The 16,222-nt window shown below is 67.1% G+C and carries 14 protein-coding genes and 1 pseudogene; 6 read left to right on the plus strand and 9 right to left on the minus strand.

The features are described from left to right. Window positions 1-5: 5 nt before the first annotated feature. The 5 genes from AC5Y47_RS20235 to AC5Y47_RS20255 all read right to left on the minus strand — a co-directional run bounded on the left by AC5Y47_RS20235 (window position 6) and on the right by AC5Y47_RS20255 (window position 6,981). Window positions 6-782, minus strand: a complete 777-nt coding sequence (locus AC5Y47_RS20235; RefSeq protein WP_499946039.1) for a glutamate racemase — start codon at window positions 780-782, stop codon at window positions 6-8. Next, window positions 779-2,713 carry a methyltransferase domain-containing protein gene (locus AC5Y47_RS20240; protein ID WP_499946040.1) on the minus strand — a complete coding sequence of 645 codons (1,935 nt, stop codon included), beginning with the start codon at window positions 2,711-2,713 and terminating at the stop codon, window positions 779-781. The genes AC5Y47_RS20235 and AC5Y47_RS20240 overlap by 4 nt, the downstream gene beginning before the upstream one ends. Before the next feature lie 129 nt (window positions 2,714-2,842). Further along, complete coding sequence (locus AC5Y47_RS20245) at window positions 2,843-3,229, minus strand: nuclear transport factor 2 family protein (RefSeq protein WP_499946041.1); 387 nt, start codon at window positions 3,227-3,229, stop codon at window positions 2,843-2,845. Next, window positions 3,226-4,215 carry an NAD(P)H-dependent flavin oxidoreductase gene (locus AC5Y47_RS20250; RefSeq protein ID WP_499946042.1) on the minus strand — a complete coding sequence of 330 codons (990 nt, stop codon included), beginning with the start codon at window positions 4,213-4,215 and terminating at the stop codon, window positions 3,226-3,228. Before AC5Y47_RS20250 ends, AC5Y47_RS20245 begins: the two co-directional genes overlap by 4 nt. An 84-nt stretch (window positions 4,216-4,299) precedes the next feature. Next, the gene (locus AC5Y47_RS20255) at window positions 4,300-6,981 is read right to left on the minus strand and encodes an ATP-binding protein (protein ID WP_499946043.1); all 2,682 of its coding nucleotides are present in this window, start codon (window positions 6,979-6,981) and stop codon (window positions 4,300-4,302) included. Window positions 6,982-7,026: 45 nt separating this feature from the next. Here AC5Y47_RS20255 and AC5Y47_RS20260 point away from each other — a divergent pair, with 45 nt between their 5' ends. Beyond that, complete coding sequence (locus AC5Y47_RS20260; protein WP_499946044.1) at window positions 7,027-7,392, plus strand: bleomycin resistance protein; 366 nt, start codon at window positions 7,027-7,029, stop codon at window positions 7,390-7,392. On the opposite strand, the gene AC5Y47_RS20265 is transcribed toward AC5Y47_RS20260, so the two are convergent. Both AC5Y47_RS20265 and AC5Y47_RS20270 read right to left on the minus strand, forming a co-directional pair. Further along, window positions 7,389-7,781 carry a DoxX family protein gene (locus AC5Y47_RS20265; RefSeq protein WP_499946045.1) on the minus strand — a complete coding sequence of 131 codons (393 nt, stop codon included), beginning with the start codon at window positions 7,779-7,781 and terminating at the stop codon, window positions 7,389-7,391. The genes AC5Y47_RS20260 and AC5Y47_RS20265 overlap by 4 nt on opposite strands. 357 nt (window positions 7,782-8,138) lie before the next feature. Next, window positions 8,139-8,918 (minus strand): SDR family oxidoreductase, encoded by a 780-nt coding sequence (locus AC5Y47_RS20270; RefSeq protein WP_499946046.1) that lies wholly within the window; start codon window positions 8,916-8,918, stop codon window positions 8,139-8,141. Window positions 8,919-9,097: 179 nt separating this feature from the next. Between AC5Y47_RS20270 and AC5Y47_RS20275 the strand changes: the two genes are divergently transcribed. Both AC5Y47_RS20275 and AC5Y47_RS20280 read left to right on the plus strand, forming a co-directional pair. Next, window positions 9,098-9,532 (plus strand): SRPBCC family protein, encoded by a 435-nt coding sequence (locus tag AC5Y47_RS20275; protein ID WP_499946047.1) that lies wholly within the window; start codon window positions 9,098-9,100, stop codon window positions 9,530-9,532. Between the two features lie 96 nt (window positions 9,533-9,628). Beyond that, a complete protein-coding gene (locus AC5Y47_RS20280; protein ID WP_499946048.1) occupies window positions 9,629-10,414 on the plus strand; it encodes an SDR family NAD(P)-dependent oxidoreductase in 786 nt (261 codons plus the stop codon). A 1-nt stretch (window position 10,415) separates the two neighbouring features. Here the strand turns inward: AC5Y47_RS20280 and AC5Y47_RS20285 are convergent, their stop codons facing one another. Then, window positions 10,416-11,591 carry a serine/threonine-protein kinase gene (locus AC5Y47_RS20285; protein WP_499946049.1) on the minus strand — a complete coding sequence of 392 codons (1,176 nt, stop codon included), beginning with the start codon at window positions 11,589-11,591 and terminating at the stop codon, window positions 10,416-10,418. Window positions 11,592-11,800: 209 nt separating this feature from the next. Between AC5Y47_RS20285 and AC5Y47_RS20290 the strand changes: the two genes are divergently transcribed. Then, window positions 11,801-12,991, plus strand: a complete 1,191-nt coding sequence (locus AC5Y47_RS20290) for an acyl-CoA dehydrogenase family protein (protein ID WP_499946050.1) — start codon at window positions 11,801-11,803, stop codon at window positions 12,989-12,991. Window positions 12,992-13,054: 63 nt separating this feature from the next. After that, window positions 13,055-13,789 carry a 3'(2'),5'-bisphosphate nucleotidase CysQ gene (locus tag AC5Y47_RS20295; protein WP_499946051.1) on the plus strand — a complete coding sequence of 245 codons (735 nt, stop codon included), beginning with the start codon at window positions 13,055-13,057 and terminating at the stop codon, window positions 13,787-13,789. Here the strand turns inward: AC5Y47_RS20295 and AC5Y47_RS20300 are convergent. Beyond that, window positions 13,773-15,033 (minus strand): annotated as a pseudogene (locus AC5Y47_RS20300) (sulfotransferase family protein). The gene AC5Y47_RS20295 and the pseudogene AC5Y47_RS20300 overlap by 17 nt on opposite strands. Before the next feature lie 62 nt (window positions 15,034-15,095). On the opposite strand from AC5Y47_RS20300, the gene AC5Y47_RS20305 reads away from it, so the two are divergent. Then, a complete protein-coding gene (locus AC5Y47_RS20305; RefSeq protein ID WP_499946052.1) occupies window positions 15,096-16,217 on the plus strand; it encodes a DUF1214 domain-containing protein in 1,122 nt (373 codons plus the stop codon). Window positions 16,218-16,222 lie beyond the last annotated feature (5 nt).

Genomic DNA, 16,222 nt, shown 5'->3' on the forward strand with positions numbered 1-16,222 from the left:
TCAGCTCACGAGGCCAACGCGGTGCGCACAGGCGTCCGGACGGCGGTGGCCGTCAACACCGTCCCCCAGGCGCGGGCCGCGCCCCGGCGCATCGCATCCGGGTCACCTGTGGTGAGAAACCGCCGGACGGCCGGGTCCGCGCGCTGATGGTGCGGGTACCGGGCGGCGATCGCGGCCGCCATGTGCTCAGCCGGATCGATCAGCCGGGTCTGTGGTAGCGCCGCGGTGAACCAGCGGGATGCGGCGGGGTAGTGGGTACAGGCCAGCACCAGCGCATCCGCCCGTCGCAGCGGGGCGACGATCCTGGCCAGATCGGCCTGGAACTGCGTCGAACCGGTGCGCCCGGCTTCAATGTGCGCCGAAAGTGGTTGTGCGACACGGCACATCACCTCTCGGCCCGGCCGGGCGAGACCACGGCGGTACTGACCGGCGGCGATGGTACGCCGCCCACCGACGACGCCGATGCGGTCCAAGTCCCCGGGTACCGAGGCCAATCCGTGGGTGATGATGCCTTCCACCGGGACGACAGCCGTCCTCAACCGGTCCACGACCGTGCTGGCCGCGTTGCATGCCAGCACCACCTCGGTGGCGCCTCGTTCGGCGAGGGCGGCAATCACGGTCATCAGGCGCTCGGCCAACGCGTCGGGCGGCAGCCGGCCATAGGGTGTGGCGCCGGCGTCCGACCAGTACAGCACCGGCAGTCCAGGCACCGACCGGTCCAGGGCGTTGAGCAGACCGACGCCGCCGATGCCCCAGTCGACGATGCCCAGGCATGGCGTCATGGGTAGGACAACGGGGCGGTCTGCCCCTTTTCCAGGGGCCCGGAATCGAAAGCCACGACGCGCGCCGACATGGTTGCCGTCAGTGTCTCCAGGCGGCTGTCGGGAAAGCGGCTGCCGAAATACCAGCGGTACTCGTGCTCGGCCCGGATCGGGTTGTGCCGCAACATGTTTTGCCAGTCCGCATGCGTGGTCAGCGCGGTCAGGTCGGTGGCGAACTGCGGCCGGGTGTGGCGGGTACGCAGGTGCGCGACGGCCGAACGGGCCAGCACGGGCAGGTCGCGCATCCGCGCCGGCTGTTCGACCATGTCCACCACCCACAACCGTCCGCCGGGGGCAAGCACCCGGCGGATCTCGGCCATTACCGGATCCCAGTCCAGATAGCGGAATGACAGGAAGGAGATCACCACGTCGACGTGGTCGTCGGGCACGTCCAGGGCGGGTCCGCTGACCTGACCGAATCGCAGCCGTGCGCGGCCGTGGCTGCGTTCCCGCGCCCGGGCCAGCATGGCCGCGGAACTGTCCACCCCGACGGCGAAGTCGATGTCGCCGTTGTCGTCCAGCGCGCGCAGCAAAGATCCGTTGCCGCAACCGATTTCCAGTATCCGCACGCGTCGGCCGAGCTCGTCGTGGACCGCAGCCAACCGGCTTGCGGCCCACTGCCACTCGGCTTCCCGGACGCGGATGTCGGCGTAGGCGCGGTCGTAGAGCTCGGCGACCCGGTCATAGGAACGCCCGGGTTGGGTTGCGGCGGGCAGGCTTTCGATCATCGGCTCGGCGGGACAGCCCAGGTACTTGCGCATGCTGCCGGCCCAGCCGTGCGACTTCTTGCCCGGAGCCGCGATCAGGTAAAGATCCGGGCGAGCCGCCGGATGGCGGCCCGCCCACGCAAACCGGTCCTTGCGAAGCGACACGGTGGTGTAGTTGTGGTTGCCGAACGTGGGCACCCCGAACACGTCGGCGAAGAACGGAGCGAACCAGCGCGCGGTCCGGCAGGCGTGAAAGTAGGCGCGACCATCGGGCGCGAACGGGATCGTCATGGCCCGCCATTCGTGCGGCGAGAACTGCTCAGGCCAGTCCGTCGAGCCGAACATCGGGCCGTACATGCCCGAATGGCTGATCAAGTGCAATTGGCTGATGAGCCTGCCGGACAGGGCGAGCCAGGCGAGTTCGGTTTCGAAATCCGCCTTGTGCCGAACCCCGGAGACGATCACTTCCGCGTCGGGGTGTGCGGCGGCCAACTCGCGCCCCATCGTCGCAGCGGCCACCGCGAACTCGGCGGATCCGCCGCGGTAGTGGGTGGTGTGCGCCACCCAGATGACCGGCCGCTGTTGGGGTTTCGGCGCGACGTCGGCAAAGGGAACCCGCACGTGGTCACCCGCCGGGATCCACGCGCCGAAGTCGCCGACGAGCTCGAGCGCCTCGCCGCGCTCCAGGTCGAAGACCCGCATGCCCGCCGGCGGCGGGCTGTACAGGTGCAGGGTGAGACCGCCTGTGTCGGCGGCCATGTCGTGGATGACGTCGGGCGAGATCTCGATGGCCGCGTCCGGCGCGCGCAGGATTCTCTCGATGACGGCGAGTTGTGTTCCGGCCCAGTCGAATCGCCGCTCGTGGAACAGTCCTTCGACCGCGACCACGAAACCACCCGATCCGCCGTGATCGTGCGGGGCGCAACTGTGCCCGGGACGCCAGCGGGCGAGCATGATCTCCACCTGGTCGTCGACGCGCAGGATCGACCGGGAGTACGGTTCACCGTCGCCGGGTTCTTGCGCCAGCGTCGAGAGCAGCGGGCGGGCCGCCGCAGTGCGGGCCAGCAAGTCGGGACCGGGAACTTCGCCGCGCACCGCGACGCGGGCCAGTGCGTCAAGGAGCGAAGCCAACTCGGCGAGCGGTTCGCGTGTGCTCGGTGCTGACGGGTGCGCGATGTCGGTCATGAATGATCCCTTTTCGACGAACCCGCCCGAAGTGGCCGTCGTGACGATGTTGTTACCGAGGCAACGCTCTCGCCGGGATCTACAAGGATTCTTGGAAGATTCTTGGAGCGGTCGAGCCGGCCGGACCGATCAGGTCGCGGCCAGCAGCTCGGCCATCTTCGGAATGATGGCCTGCAGCGCCTTGAGCGGGCGGATCATCACCTTGAACGAAACGATCTTGTCCGCGTCGTTCCAGTGGATGATGTCGACGCCCTCGACGGTGATGCCGTCGATCTCAGCGCTGAACCGCAGGATCGCGGACTTCTCGCTGTACCAGTGTTCGAGGTAGCGGAAGTTGTTGCCCGCGAACAGCTTTTCAGCTGCCAGCAGGTAGGCGCGGGTCTTGGCGCGGCCCTGCTGGGGGGTGAAGACGGCGGGGGAGTAGAACGTCGCGTCGTCGTCCAGCAACTCGTCCAGGGCGCCCGGGGCACCCGACTCGATGAAGGCCAGCCACCGCTGGATGACGGGCGGTGTCACACCGAGGCCCGCGCCGCGGTCATGCCTGCCAATCGCCCGGTGATCAGCTCCTCGGCCTCGCTGACGATCCGCGACACCAGCTCGCCGACCGTCGGGATGTCGTTGATCAGGCCCATCGCGGTGCTGACGCTCCAGATGCCGGCATCGAGGTCGCCGTCGTCGAACACCCGGCGGCCCCGCACCCCGGCCACCAGGTCCTTGATGTCCTCGAAGCTGCCGCCGTCCTTGAGGATCTCGACGACCTCGCGGGACACCACGTTGGATGCGACCCGCGCGGTGTTGCGCAAGCTGCGGAAGATCAGCTCGGTGCCGCGCTCGTCGCCGGCGACGATGGCCTCCTTGACGTTCTGGTGGATGCAGGATTCGGCGGTGCACATGAACCGCGAGCCCATGTTGATCCCGTCGGCGCCCAGCGCCAGCGCCGCGACCAGGCCTCGGGCGTCGGCGAACCCGCCGGAAGCGATCATCGGGATCTCGATCTTGTCGGCCGCCGCCGGGATCAGCACCAGCCCGGGGATGTCGTCCTCACCGGGATGGCCCGCGCATTCGAAGCCGTCGATGCTGATGCCGTCGACTCCCAGGCTCTGCGCTTTGACCGCGTGCCGCACCGAGGTGCACTTGTGCAGGACTTTGATGCCGTTGTCGTGAAACATCGGCAGGTGCGGCGCCGGGTTGGAACCGGCGGTCTCGACGATCTTGATACCGGCCTCGACGATCACCTGCCGGTACTCGTCGTAGGGCGGCGGATTGATCGCGGGCAGGATCGTCAGGTTCACCCCGAACGGCTTGTCCGTCAGATCGCGCGTCTTGGCGATCTCGTTGGCCAGATCGGCCGGCGTCGGCTGGGTGAGCGCGGTGATGAAGCCCAGTGCGCCCGCATTCGCAACCGCCGCAACCAGTTCCGCGCGACCGACCCACTGCATGCCGCCCTGGGCGATCGGGTGTTCGACACCGAACGCCTCGGTGAACTTCGTCGTCAATGCCACTTCGACGTCTCCTATTTGTGCTGTTTCCGCCAGCTACGGTAGGCGTTGCCGTTTTGCCCGGCGGCGCCGGGATGCCGATCGAGCTCAGCACGCGCCGCCGGCCCGGAGTTCCGTTCGGGTCTGCTCGATCTGTTCGTAGGCATAGTTCGCCATCGCGGCGGTGGACATGGCGGCACCGGCGCGCGTGCAGGATTCATAGACGTCGCGGCCCAGCACGTCGCGCAGCTTGGCGACGAGAGTGTTGAGTTCGGGAACCGACTGGGCGGTGACCGGAGTGAACGCCGAACCGGCGAGCGTGGCGGCGGCCTGGAAACGACCCTGCCGCTCCAGAAAGCTCGCCAGCAGAGCCAGCGGCGTGCTGATCATCGTGGTGCTGCCCGACTCGTGGTGATTGCGGATGGCCAGCTCGAAGTAGTCGAGGGAGGTCAGCGGGTCGCCGTACTGCGATTCGACGCGGCACAACACGGACGCGAGATGGGAGACGCTGCTGCGGTTGCCGGAATCCTTCGCGATCGACAGGCCGCGCCGCATCGCCGTCAGGGCCCGGGCGGGATCGGTGTCGCGGAACGTGAAGCCGACGGCAAGGAGTGCGAAACAGAGCGCGAGCGGATTGCGGGTAGCCTCGGCCGCCTCGATCAAACCGTCGCACAACGCCATTGCCTCGTCGTTCGGACCCTCGATCGCCAGCGCGAAAATCAGACAGCCCCTGGTCAAGGTCAATACATCGCCATGACGCGCCAACTGCCTGCGGCTCAATTCGACACCGCGCTGTCGCTGCCCGCTCACGGTGAACGCCCCACTGGGCCAACCCCGCACGTCAAAGGGCACCGCGCCCTGATCGCGTTCGAGCAACGTCACGGCGGCTTCGGCATGTGGCACCGCGTCCTCCAGCCGTCCGGCCGAGTAACACATCGACGCCAGCAGCGTGAGAAAAGTCAGCCACGGATGGTCCGCAGCGACAGCGGGTTCCAGCAATTCTTCCGCCCACGACAGCGGTTCGAATATGTCCAGCGAATAACCCAGGAACGCCGCGTAGGCGGCGATGGTGGCGCCGCCGTCGAGGTCTCGACGGTCTACGGTCCAGCGGAAGGCAGTACGCAGATTGGCCAGCTCGACGGTGAACCACGCGTACGCCTCGCACTGCTCCGGACTGTCCCACACGGTCATGGCATCGGTGATCCTGCGGGCGAAGTGACGGGCATGCGTGTTTCGAACATCCTGTGCTACACCGTGATTGACCAATTGCTCCTCGGCGAACTCCCGGATGGTCTCCAGCATCGCATACCGTGTCCGGCCCGCCATCCGGTTCACGACCACCAGCGACTTGCGCACCAACGCATCCAGTAAGTCCAGGATTTCGTAGTCGTCACTGGCATCGACGGCCGCTACCGCGCACGCACTTTCCAGGTCGAACCCACCGGTGAACGTCGAACAGCGTTCCAGGAGAACCTGTTCCGGTTCGTCCAGGTGGTCGTAGGACCATGCCACCGCGTGCCGCAGTGTCTGATGCCGACTCAACCCGCGCCGGGAGCCGACCAGCAGTCGGAATCGGTGGTCGAGCCGGTCGCGCACTTCGATCGGCGACATCGACGCCATCCGGGATGCGGCGAGTTCAATGGCCAACGGGATTCCGTCCAACCGGCGGCAGATCTCGACGACGGCGTTTTCATCCTCGGCATCAGCGGCCGAGAACCGCGCCGAAACACTCTGTGCGCGTTCGACGAACAAGCTCGCAGCCGCCGAGGTGATGCCGCCTGCCAACTCCAGGGAAGGCACCGACCACACTTGTTCGTCGGCGACTTCGAGACGTTCGCGGCTGGTCGCCAGGATCCGCACACTCGAGGACGGGGTGAGGATCGCCTCGATCAGGTCGGCTGCGGCGTCGCGCAGGTGTTCGCAGTTGTCGAAGATCAACAACCGCACTCGACCTTCCAGCGCGGAGGCGACGCTCTCGGCCACACTCTTGCCCGGTTGCTGCATGATGCCCAAGACGGCGGCCACCGCATCGGGGACCGCGGCCGGGTCGGTGACCGCCCCCAACTCGAAAAACCAGACGCCGTCGGGAAATTCGTCCGACATCCGCGCCCCGACCTCCAATGCGAGGCGGGTCTTGCCGACCCCTCCCACGCCGGCCAGGGTCACCAACCGATGAACCTTCAGTGCCGCCCGCACCTGATCGAGCTCGGACTCGCGTCCGACGAAACTCGTCAACGTCGGCCGCAGGTTGCCACGACTGGTGTCCAGGGCGCGCAGTGCGGGAAACTCGACCCGCAGCCCGGGCGCCCGGACCTGGAATACCCCGATCGGGGTGGGCAGGTCGCGCAGTCGCCGCGGCCCGAGATCGATCAGGTCGACCCCGCTGACCAACCCGGCCGTCGAATCGGTCAGCAGGATCTGGCCGCCATGGCCGGCAGACATCACCCGGGCGGCGCGATTCAGCACCGAACCGAAATAGTCTCCGTCCCGCAGCTCGGCTTCTCCCGTCGCCAAACCCATGCGCACCGGCAATTCCAGTGCTCGCTGGGCGGTCAGCGCGGCGTCCACCGCGGAGCGGGGCGAGGCGAACGCGGCGCAGACGCCGTCGCCGGTGCGCTTGAACAGCCATCCGCCGCAACTTTCGATCGCACGGCGAAGCACCTGATCGTGGGCGGCCAGCGCTGTCCGCATGCCGGCGGCGTCGGCCTCCCACCGGCGCGTCGAACCCTCCACGTCGGTGAACAAGAACGTCACGATCCCGGTAGGCGCAACCCCCGGAAGTGCGGTCACTCAGGCAGAATGCCACAGTCCGCAACCAGGTGACAGACTTCTGACGTGGCAGAACCTCAATTCACTTCGGTGGCGCCGATCGTGCCCGTGGCAAACCTCGATGCCGCTCTGGAGCGCTACCGACGGCTCGGATTCGACGTCCGGAGCTATGACGGTCCGGATCGGTACGGGTTCGTCGACCGCGGCCTGGTGTCCCTGCACTTGACCGAGTGGGCCGAACACGACCCGCTGACCACCGCCTCCGGCGTGTACTTCTACGTCAGCGACGCCGACGCGCTCTACGCGCAGTGGAAAGCGTTGGACAGTCTCGGCGGTCGACTGCATCCGCCGCAGGACACGCCTTACGGCTTACGGGAGTTCGCGTACGTCGACCCGGACGGCACGCTGCACCGGGTCGGCTCACCGCTCTAGCTGTTCCGATAGATCTTCAGGGCGGTAGTGATCATCGGAATCTGAAGTGGCAGACGGGCAATGGCGATGGCGCGCATGTACCAGGGCTTGTCCCACCACAGCCGCACCATGTTGATGTTGCCCGGCCAGACCCCCAGAAAAAGCGTGATAGCCGCCAGCGCGCCGAGCCTGCGGGTGGCGGGCGCCAACAACAACGCGCCGATGCCGACCTCCGCCACGCCCGAAGCGTGGGTGTAGAACCGTGCGGTGCCCGGCAGCTCGACCGGGATGATGTCGTCGAACGGCTTGGGCGCCACGAAGTGCAGAACCCCCATTCCGACCAACCCCGCACCCATCCGGGACGCGGTTTTCTGGACAGAGTCACGCGGGGCTAATTCTGTGGAGGTCATTCCCTCATTGTTACCTGCCGCGCCGATCGGTCCGCACTAGACGTCGCCGCGCTGCGGTGAACCAGGTTTCGGCGCGTGAAGCCTGGGCGTTGCGCGTGAATCCTGGGCGTTGCGGGTGAAGCCTGGGCGGGATCCTGCCGATTTTTCCGCCCAGGCTCCACACCGAAAGCCGTCACTTCACACTCAACGCCCAGGCTTCACAACCGAAGTCATGCAGCAACCGAACGTCCCAACCGGCCGGGGTGAACCCGTGCTCGAGCCGGGAATTCGGAAGTCGAGTGCTACACCATTCCCGGCGCGGACCCTGCTGGACTCAACCGCCGCGTCATGTCAGAACCAGCAGACCACCGACACGTACTAGACGCCGGTGGCGCGGTGGTTGATCTCCCGCAGCACCCACGGTGGCGCGATGTGGGCGATCGTCATCAGCGCCTTGGCCTGCTTGCCGACCGCGAAGTGCGGACCGTGCGGCAGCCGGGGGCGGCCCTGGGCGATCTTGAACACCGTCTCGGCGACGTCGTCGGCCGTGAGGTTGATTCCCATCGTGCGGGTGCTTCCGGTGTCGACGCCTTGGACCATGCCGGTGTCGACGAACAGCGGCCACACGGCGCACACCCGGATGTCGTCCGCGGCCCACTCCAGGTCGAGTGCCTCGGTGAGCCCGCGCAGCGCGAACTTGGAAGCCGAGTACGTCGCCAACTCTGCCTGCCCGTACATCGCCGACGCCGAGGACATGTTGATGACCTGCGCGTTGGGTGTCGCGCGCAGATAGGGATAGGCCGAATGGCAGCCGTTGAGAGTGCCCTTGACGTTGACGTCGATGATGCCGAGCTGATCGGACAGCGGAATCTCGGCGAAGCGGCCCGCCTTGAGGATGCCGGCGTTGTTGACCAACACGTCCAGCTGACCGCCGGTACGTTCGGCCAACTCGCCCAGCCGGGTGGCCCAGGCGTCGGCGTCCTGCACCTCCAGCGAGTCGACGACGGCGCCGGGGCTCAATTGCTCACGCAGCTCGTCGAGAGCCGCGGGGTTGCGGCCGTAGGCGGCGACGCGGTAACCCGCGCGGTCGAAGCGAAGGGCCGTTGCCCGGCCGATTCCTGCGGTCGCGCCGGTGACGGCGACGGTTTTGGTGGCCACACCCAGATCGTTCCCGCCGATGGCTGGGGATAACCGGGAATCGGACGGGAAATGTGCGGACGCTACCATCGCCCCCGGGTGCCTGTTCAGCCTGAGGAGACTCGCCGGACACCGGCCCGGGCTCCGCCGGGGTCAGACACGGCCACTTCGATGCCCATCGCGGCGAGGTAGGAGATCTCATGGTCGAGATTCACCTGGAACGCACCATCGCGGCACCCGTGGAACGGGTCTTCGACTGGTTGGCCGACCCCGCCAGCCTGGCGGCGGCGCCGTTGGTCATCAGATCCGGATGGGCGAAAGGCTCCCCGGCGCCCGGCACCGGCGCGACTCGGGAAGTGTGGGGGACCGGCATGTGGTTCCGCGAGGACATCACCGCCTACGACCGACCGCACAGCTACACCTACCTGATCGTGCGTTCGGTGCCCGCGTTCGACCACGACGGCGGCACGTTGACGTTCACTCCCACCGGCGAGGGCACCCACGTCGACTGGCTGACCAACTACACCCACCCGCTGTACGCCGGCGGCAAGGCGATGGAGAAGATCAGCCGCCCGCTGCTGCGATGGAGCTTCCTGGCGATCCTGAACGCCTGCGCCAGGGAGTTAGAGAAGTGAATCTCAGAAACGCCCGTCGCACGGGCGGTCGCGGTGCAAGACTTTTTCCATCAGTCCAATGCGGCCGTCGAGGGGTAGTCCGGGTTGGCTGGACACATGAACGCTGACCGGGCCCGTTCGCGCACCTTCGTCGTGACCGGCGCCGCGTCGGGTATCGGCCTGGCCACCGCGCAGCGTCTGCTCGACGAAGGTGGCACCGTCATCGGCGCCGACGTGTCCGCACCGCCTGACCTCGGCGCCGAGTTCCACTTCGTGACGGCCGACATCAGCGACGAGGCCGCGGTCGAGGCGGTGTTTGCCGCGGTTCCCGACCGCCTCGACGGCGTCGTCCATTCCGCCGGAGTGGCCGGCGGAGGGCCGGTGCATCTGCTTCCCCGCTCCGAATGGGAGAGGGTCATCGCCGTCAACCTCACCGGGACATTCCTGGTGGCCAAGGCGGCGCTGGCCCGGATGATCGAGCAGCCCCGGGTCGACGGAGAGCGCGGCTCGATCGTGACGCTGGCCAGCGTCGAAGGTCTGGAGGGCACCGCAGGGGGCAGCTCCTACAACGCCGCCAAGGCTGGGGTGGTGCTGCTGACCAAGAACATCGCGGTCGACTACGGTCCCAGCGGCATCCGGGCCAACGCAATCTGCCCGGGATTTATCGAAACCCCTTTGGCCGAAAGCGTTTTCGGGATGCCGGGGATGGAGGGTCCGCGAGCCTCGATCACCAGGGAGCACGCGCTGCAACGGTTGGGCCGTCCCGAAGAGGTCGCGGCCATGGCGGCTTTCCTGGTGTCGCCGGATGCGTCGTTCGTGACGGGGCAGGCCATTGCGGTCGACGGCGGGTATACGGCCGGCCGCGACCATGAGGTCGTGCAGATGTTCGGCTTCCCCGACTGAGTCAGTGGTTCTTGCCGCCTTTGGGTTTTTTGCGGGGGTTCGGCGGCGGACCCGGTGCCGGCGCGGGGACACTGCTGGTCTCCGCCGCCGATGTGGGCGGCGTCGTCGTCGCCGTGGTGCTCGGCGGTGGCGGCGCGGGCGTGGTGGTGGTGACCGGCGATGACGGTGGTGCCGAGGACGGCTTGCCGACCGCAATCAGGATCGCTGCCAGCAGCAAGGTCGCGACGAGCGCCACCGCCCACCACCTGCGTCTGCCGAGGCTCGGTTGAGGCGGCGGACCCACATAGGAGTAGGTGCCGGAACTCGGAAGTGGTGCCGTCATCGCTCTCGTAGGCGGGGGAGACGTCCGCGGAGGAAGCGATACGAACGCCGGACCGGTACCGGTCAGCGCGGCACGCATCGCTGCGGCTTCTTCGAACCTCTCGGCGGGATCACGCGCCATCGACCGCTCGATCACGGCCGCAAGGTTGTGGGGAGCATCGGGTCGCAGCGACGACAGTGGCGCCGGCGCGTCGTGCAGGATCGCCCGAGCCAGGGCACCGAGATTCGTCTGCGGGAACGGTCGGCGTCCGGTCAGGGCCTCGTAGCCAACCACGCCGACGGCATACAAGTCGTCTGCGGGTGTGGCCGGTTTGCCGGTCAACCGGTCCGGGCTCAGGTAAGCCATGCTGCCCAGGATCTCGCCAGTCATCGTGTGGGCCCCGCCGCTGGTCTTGGCGATTCCGAAGTCCCCCAGCTTCGCCTCCCCGGTGGCGGTGAACAACACGTTGCCCGGCTTGACGTCGCGGTGCAGCACCCCGGCGTCATGAGCGACGATCAACGCGGCGAGGATGCTGTCGAGAACGGACCGTACGAAGGCCGGCTCCAGTGGGCCTCGCGCGATGTGGTCGGCAAGCGACACGCCCGGCAGCCGCTCCATCACGATGAAGGGCAACCCCTCATGCTCGCCGACATCATGGACGACCACGATGTGCGGGCTGGTCTGTGCCGCGGCGACGCGCGCCTCAGTCTCGAACCGCACCCGGTCTTGGGCCCGACCGCCTTCGGAGTGCAACAGTTTGATCGCCACCGGCCGGCCGAGCTTCAGATCGCGACCTTCGCGAACCTCCGCCATGCCACCACGACCCAGGACGGGCCCGAGTTGATAGCGACCGCACAGCGTAGCCCTCGGTTCCAATGCTGTTGAGGCACTGCCAGTTTGAAGGGGGGCGGAGCTCGGAGGATGCGTTCTCATTCTGGTCGGTGCCCCTCGTGCCGCTATCGACGGACGCATACTTGGTCCCGCGCAATTTCGCACACGTGGATTAGCCGGAATCGGAGAAATTGAAACCTGGGCGCGGGTGCATACTGTTCGAGTCGCAAGCTGACTGGAAAAGGAACACCAAAATGACACGGACAGCAGGCGGCCCGGTGGTGTCCAAGGTGCTCGCCCAAGCTCGGGGGATGCGCAACCTGGTGCAGGCCGAGGCCGCGGCATCCGAGCAGCTGCGCACCATGAGCGACCCCATCGTCGACGAGATGTGGGACAGCGGGCTGATGACGTCGCTGAGTCCCCCCGAGGCCGGCGGTATCGAGCCCTCGCTGGCCGAGATGATCGAGACGTGGATCGAAATGGCTTGGCAGGACGGCTCTTTCGGTTGGATCGGAATCGCCAACCTGCCGTCCAGGTTCGCCGCCGCCACCTATCTGCCCGACGACGGGTTCGCCGAAGTGTTCACCGCCCACGACAACCACGTCACGATGGGCGGACAGTTCTTTCCCAACGGGCAGGGCGCCGTCGTCGACGGCGGCTACCGACTCACCGGGTCGTGGAGCTTCGGCTCCGGCACCGGCCACTCGCAGTACGTCGCAGCGGGCTTCTTCCCGATGGACAACGGCGAGATGCGCTGGATCAGCGAAGGCGTTCCCGACATGCAGGTGGCCGTCATCGCGCGCGAGGAGATCCAGTTCAACGACGGCTGGCATGTGCAGGGCCTCAAGGGAACCGGGTCCTACGACTACAGCGTGCAGGACGTGTTCGTGCCTGCCCGGCGCACGTTCGGGCTGTTCGACCGCGTCCCGCACCGCGGCACGTCGCCGGCCGCGCGGATGGGTCTGATGCCGGTGACTGCCGCCGGGCACGCGTCCTGGGCGCTCGGAGTCGCCAAGAGCATGCTCGACGACGTCGCCGAACTGGCCGCGACGAAGTTCCGGATGAGCGACATGGCGTCGCTGGCCAGCCGTCCGACGTTCCAGAAAGGGTTGGCACACCACGTTTCGGCGTGGCGTGCGGCCCGGCTGTTGGTTCTCGACGCGTTCGGCGCCGCCGAGTCCGCCGTCGCCGCCGGTGCCGATCTGAGCCCGACCCTGCGTGCGGACATGCGCGCCGCCGCCGTCTACGCCACCGACACCGCCCGCGCGTGTGCCGAGTGGTCGCACCTGGTGGCCGGCACCAGTTCGATCCGCGAGGGGAGCCGTCTCGAACGCGCGTTCCGCGACATCTACACCGGTACCCAGCACGCGTTCATCAGCGAGAAGGTGGCCATCGACTCGGCGCAGATCTGGCTGGGTGTCATCGAGGACCAGTTCGGGCTTTGAGTAGGTGGGTAAGTCGGTTAATATAGCCAACATTTCCCCCATCCCGCTGAGGTAGCCGCTTGCATGAATGACCATGACCTGGCCGCGCAACTGGCCACCCAAGCGGGCACGTTACTGCTCACCGTCCGCGAGGAGTTCGCCAGCGCCGACGCGAAGGAGCGAAAAGCCGCTGGAGACAAGCGCTCTCACGATTTCCTGATGGACGCTCTGAGCAACGAGCGCCCAGGGGACGCGGTGCTTTCGGAGGAAGGCGCCGACGACCCGGTCCGGTTGCGTTCGGAGCGGGTCTGGATCGTCGACCCGCTGGACGGCACCCGCGAATTCTCCGAGCTCGAGCGTGGCGACTGGGCGGTGCACGTCGCGCTGTGGCAGGCGGGGGAGTTGGTCGCCGGGGCTGTGGCGCTGCCGGCGCAGGGGATCACCCTGGCGACACCGACCGTTGCGCCGCCGCCGGCCGGGTCCGGGAAGCCCCGCATCGTGGTGTCGCGCACCCGCCCACCCGCGATCGCGCTGGCGGTGCGCGAAGCGCTGGACGGCACCCTGGTCGAAATGGGTTCTGCCGGAGCCAAAGTGGCCTCGATCGTGCAGGGCGTGTCCGATGTCTACGTCCATGCCGGGGGACAGTTCGAATGGGACTCGGCCGCGCCGGTAGCCGTCGCCCGGGCCGCCGGCCTGCATACCTCACGCATCGACGGGTCGGCGTTGGCCTACAACCAGCCCGATCCCAAACTGCCGGACCTGGTGGTGTGCCGGCCCGAGTTGGCCGAGGCCGTACTCGCCGTCACCCGCGGCTCGTGACGCTCGACCTGTCGACGAACCGCTCGACATACGGCGCGAACCGTCGTCTCAGCTCGTTCCTGTCCAATCCGAGATCCTCGGGGTGGTACTCGACCCGGCCCAGCCGGCCGCGGCGGTGCCCGACCAGATAGTCGGCGACCGCGGTGCGTGACTCGGGGGAGGGCGCGTAGCGCGCGACGTCCCAAACGCGTTGCACCATCGCCAGATCGTCGGCCATGAACTCGTCGAACCGGACGTCGATGGTGCGCTCGGCCGGCAACTTGTCGTGGTCGCGAAGGCATGCGCTGAGCAACTCGTCGATCCGGGTGATCCAGTAGTCGGCGACGGTGTGCACGTCGACCTGATCCACCGACATGCGCATGGTGTAGGTCATCATCGTGGCCATCGAGATCGAGACGTCGACCGGGTCGCGGTGGGTGATGACGAACGTCGCGTCGGGAAAGACGTTCAAGGATCGGGACGAACTGCTCCAGATGCTGCGGCGACTTGAGCACCCAGCGCCGGTCGTACCCGTCCTGGTGCTGCAGCACCTGCAACATCATCCGCAGAAATTGGTAGCCCGGCGTCTGATCGTTGTCGCGCAGATAATCCGACCATCTCGGCAGATGAGTGAGCGTGGTGAAGAACCCGCTGGAGAAGTCCTGAACCATCAGCCCGATGTCCTCGTGGATGTGGTCGATCGTCATCTCGTGCATCAACGTGAAGTACGGCATCAATGTGTTCGAGATGTTCAGCGCGTCGCCGGTGCGCAGGCGGCGCGGCTCGATGGTGCCCTCCTCGCCCGGCGCGGGCAGCGGCTCCTGAGCTTCCCAGTACGGGAGCGACCGCAGCGCCGGATCGGCTGCGAGCAGGCTGTGCAGGTGCGTGGTACCGGTGCGTGGCAACCCCGCGATCACCAGCGGCGCCTCGATCTCGACGTCGAAGATCTCCGGGTGTCGCTTGAGGTGGTCGATGACGCGCAGCCGACCCTTGAGGAAGGTCAGCATCAATGAGAACGCGTAGGTGCGGCCGAAGGCGGTGAAGTGGGGCAACTCGCCAAAGGCCTGCAGCAGCACCGCCATTCGTTCGCGGTAGTCCTGGTCGCCGAAGTCGGTCAGACCGGTCTGTGCGGACGCTTGCTCGTGCAAGCCGTCCACGGTGAGCGGGCAGTACTCGGCCATCGCGGCCATGCCGTCGATGATCGCCTGCGCTTCGGGCGTGAAAGTCGGTCTGGCGAGGTCGGTGATGTGCACGACGTCGGTCACCGTCGGACCATACTCCCAGCGGTGCAGATTTTACAACATCCGCGCTGGTGTATCTTGATCGGATGGTTGCACCCGAAAGTTCGGCGGCGTGGCGCGAACTTCTCAGCGCCTTCGCTGATTTCGACAAACTCTTCCTCGAGGGCGCCAAGGCGGTACGCGGCGAGGCCGCCGCCGCCGAGGGATATCGGTTTCTGGCCACCATGCTCGGGATGGCCTTCGACGTGAACGTCTTCGGGGACCCGGTGGCACCCCGTTTCGCCGATCTGCTGACGCCGTTTCGCCACGACCGTCGCTGGGGCGGTGACAACACCGACGCTTACTACAGCTATGCCGTTGTCGACCCGCGCCGCACCTACCGCGTCAGTGGCGCGCCGAACGGCAGCGCGATGTATTCGGTCGCTGTCTACAACGAACCCAAGCCCGGTGCCTGGCCCGATCGCACGGTCGGCGTGCTTTACGACGAGGACATGCCCCTGGATGCCGAAGGAAGGTTCGCCTGTGTGTTGGGCCCGGCGCGGCCGCCGGGTTACGACGGGCCGTTCATCGAGTTGGGCGGCGACGCACGCGGCGTGTTGACCCGGGATTACCACCTGGATCCCGCGCGTACCCGTCGGGTGGACTGGACGATCGATGTCGTCGACCATGGCGGACAACCCGCTGTCCCACTGAAAAGCGATGCGGCAGTGGCAGAGTCGTTACGGGCAGCGTTGCGCTGCGCGCAGGACATGTTCGCCATCGTGCCGCTGGTATTCCCAGGACAGAGCGAGTTCAGCAACGCCTTTGCCCCGCCCTACCGTGCCGGCGCCGCCACGCACGGCTACTCGATGCAGAATGCGGTCTACTCGTTGGGCACCTATGCTCTGGAGCCCGACGAGGCACTGGTGATCACCTCGGTTCATCCGCCGTGCCGGTTCTGGAATCTGACGCTGTGGAATCAGTACATGGCCGCGCCGGATCTGGAATACGGTCGCGGTGGGATCAACTGCGGCTCCGCGGTACCCAACAGCGACGGCACCGTCACCATCGTGATCGCCCGGCGCCAACTCGAGCATCCCAACGCGATCTCGACCAAGGACCATCCGGAAGGGCTGCTGTCGTTCCGTTGGTTTCACGCCGACGAACTGCCGGCACAGCCCGTCACCGCGGTGATGCCGGCCTCCCAAGCCCCGCGGACGGTCACCTAACGTTG

The sequence above is a fragment of the Mycobacterium sp. NGS22 genome, assembly GCF_059813095.1.

Bases quoted from the DNA above. Each gene is read 5' to 3' on its own strand.
- AC5Y47_RS20305 (WP_499946052.1), top strand. From the start codon at position 15,096: ATGGTTGCACCCGAAAGTTCGGCGGCGTGGCGCGAACTTCTCAGCGCC.
- AC5Y47_RS20280 (WP_499946048.1), top strand. From the start codon at position 9,629: ATGAACGCTGACCGGGCCCGTTCGCGCACCTTCGTCGTGACCGGCGCC.
- AC5Y47_RS20265 (WP_499946045.1), bottom strand. From the start codon at position 7,781: ATGACCTCCACAGAATTAGCCCCGCGTGACTCTGTCCAGAAAACCGCG.
- AC5Y47_RS20290 (WP_499946050.1), top strand. From the start codon at position 11,801: ATGACACGGACAGCAGGCGGCCCGGTGGTGTCCAAGGTGCTCGCCCAA.
- AC5Y47_RS20275 (WP_499946047.1), top strand. From the start codon at position 9,098: ATGGTCGAGATTCACCTGGAACGCACCATCGCGGCACCCGTGGAACGG.
- AC5Y47_RS20295 (WP_499946051.1), top strand. From the start codon at position 13,055: ATGAATGACCATGACCTGGCCGCGCAACTGGCCACCCAAGCGGGCACG.
- AC5Y47_RS20235 (WP_499946039.1), bottom strand. From the start codon at position 782: ATGACGCCATGCCTGGGCATCGTCGACTGGGGCATCGGCGGCGTCGGT.
- AC5Y47_RS20240 (WP_499946040.1), bottom strand. From the start codon at position 2,713: ATGACCGACATCGCGCACCCGTCAGCACCGAGCACACGCGAACCGCTC.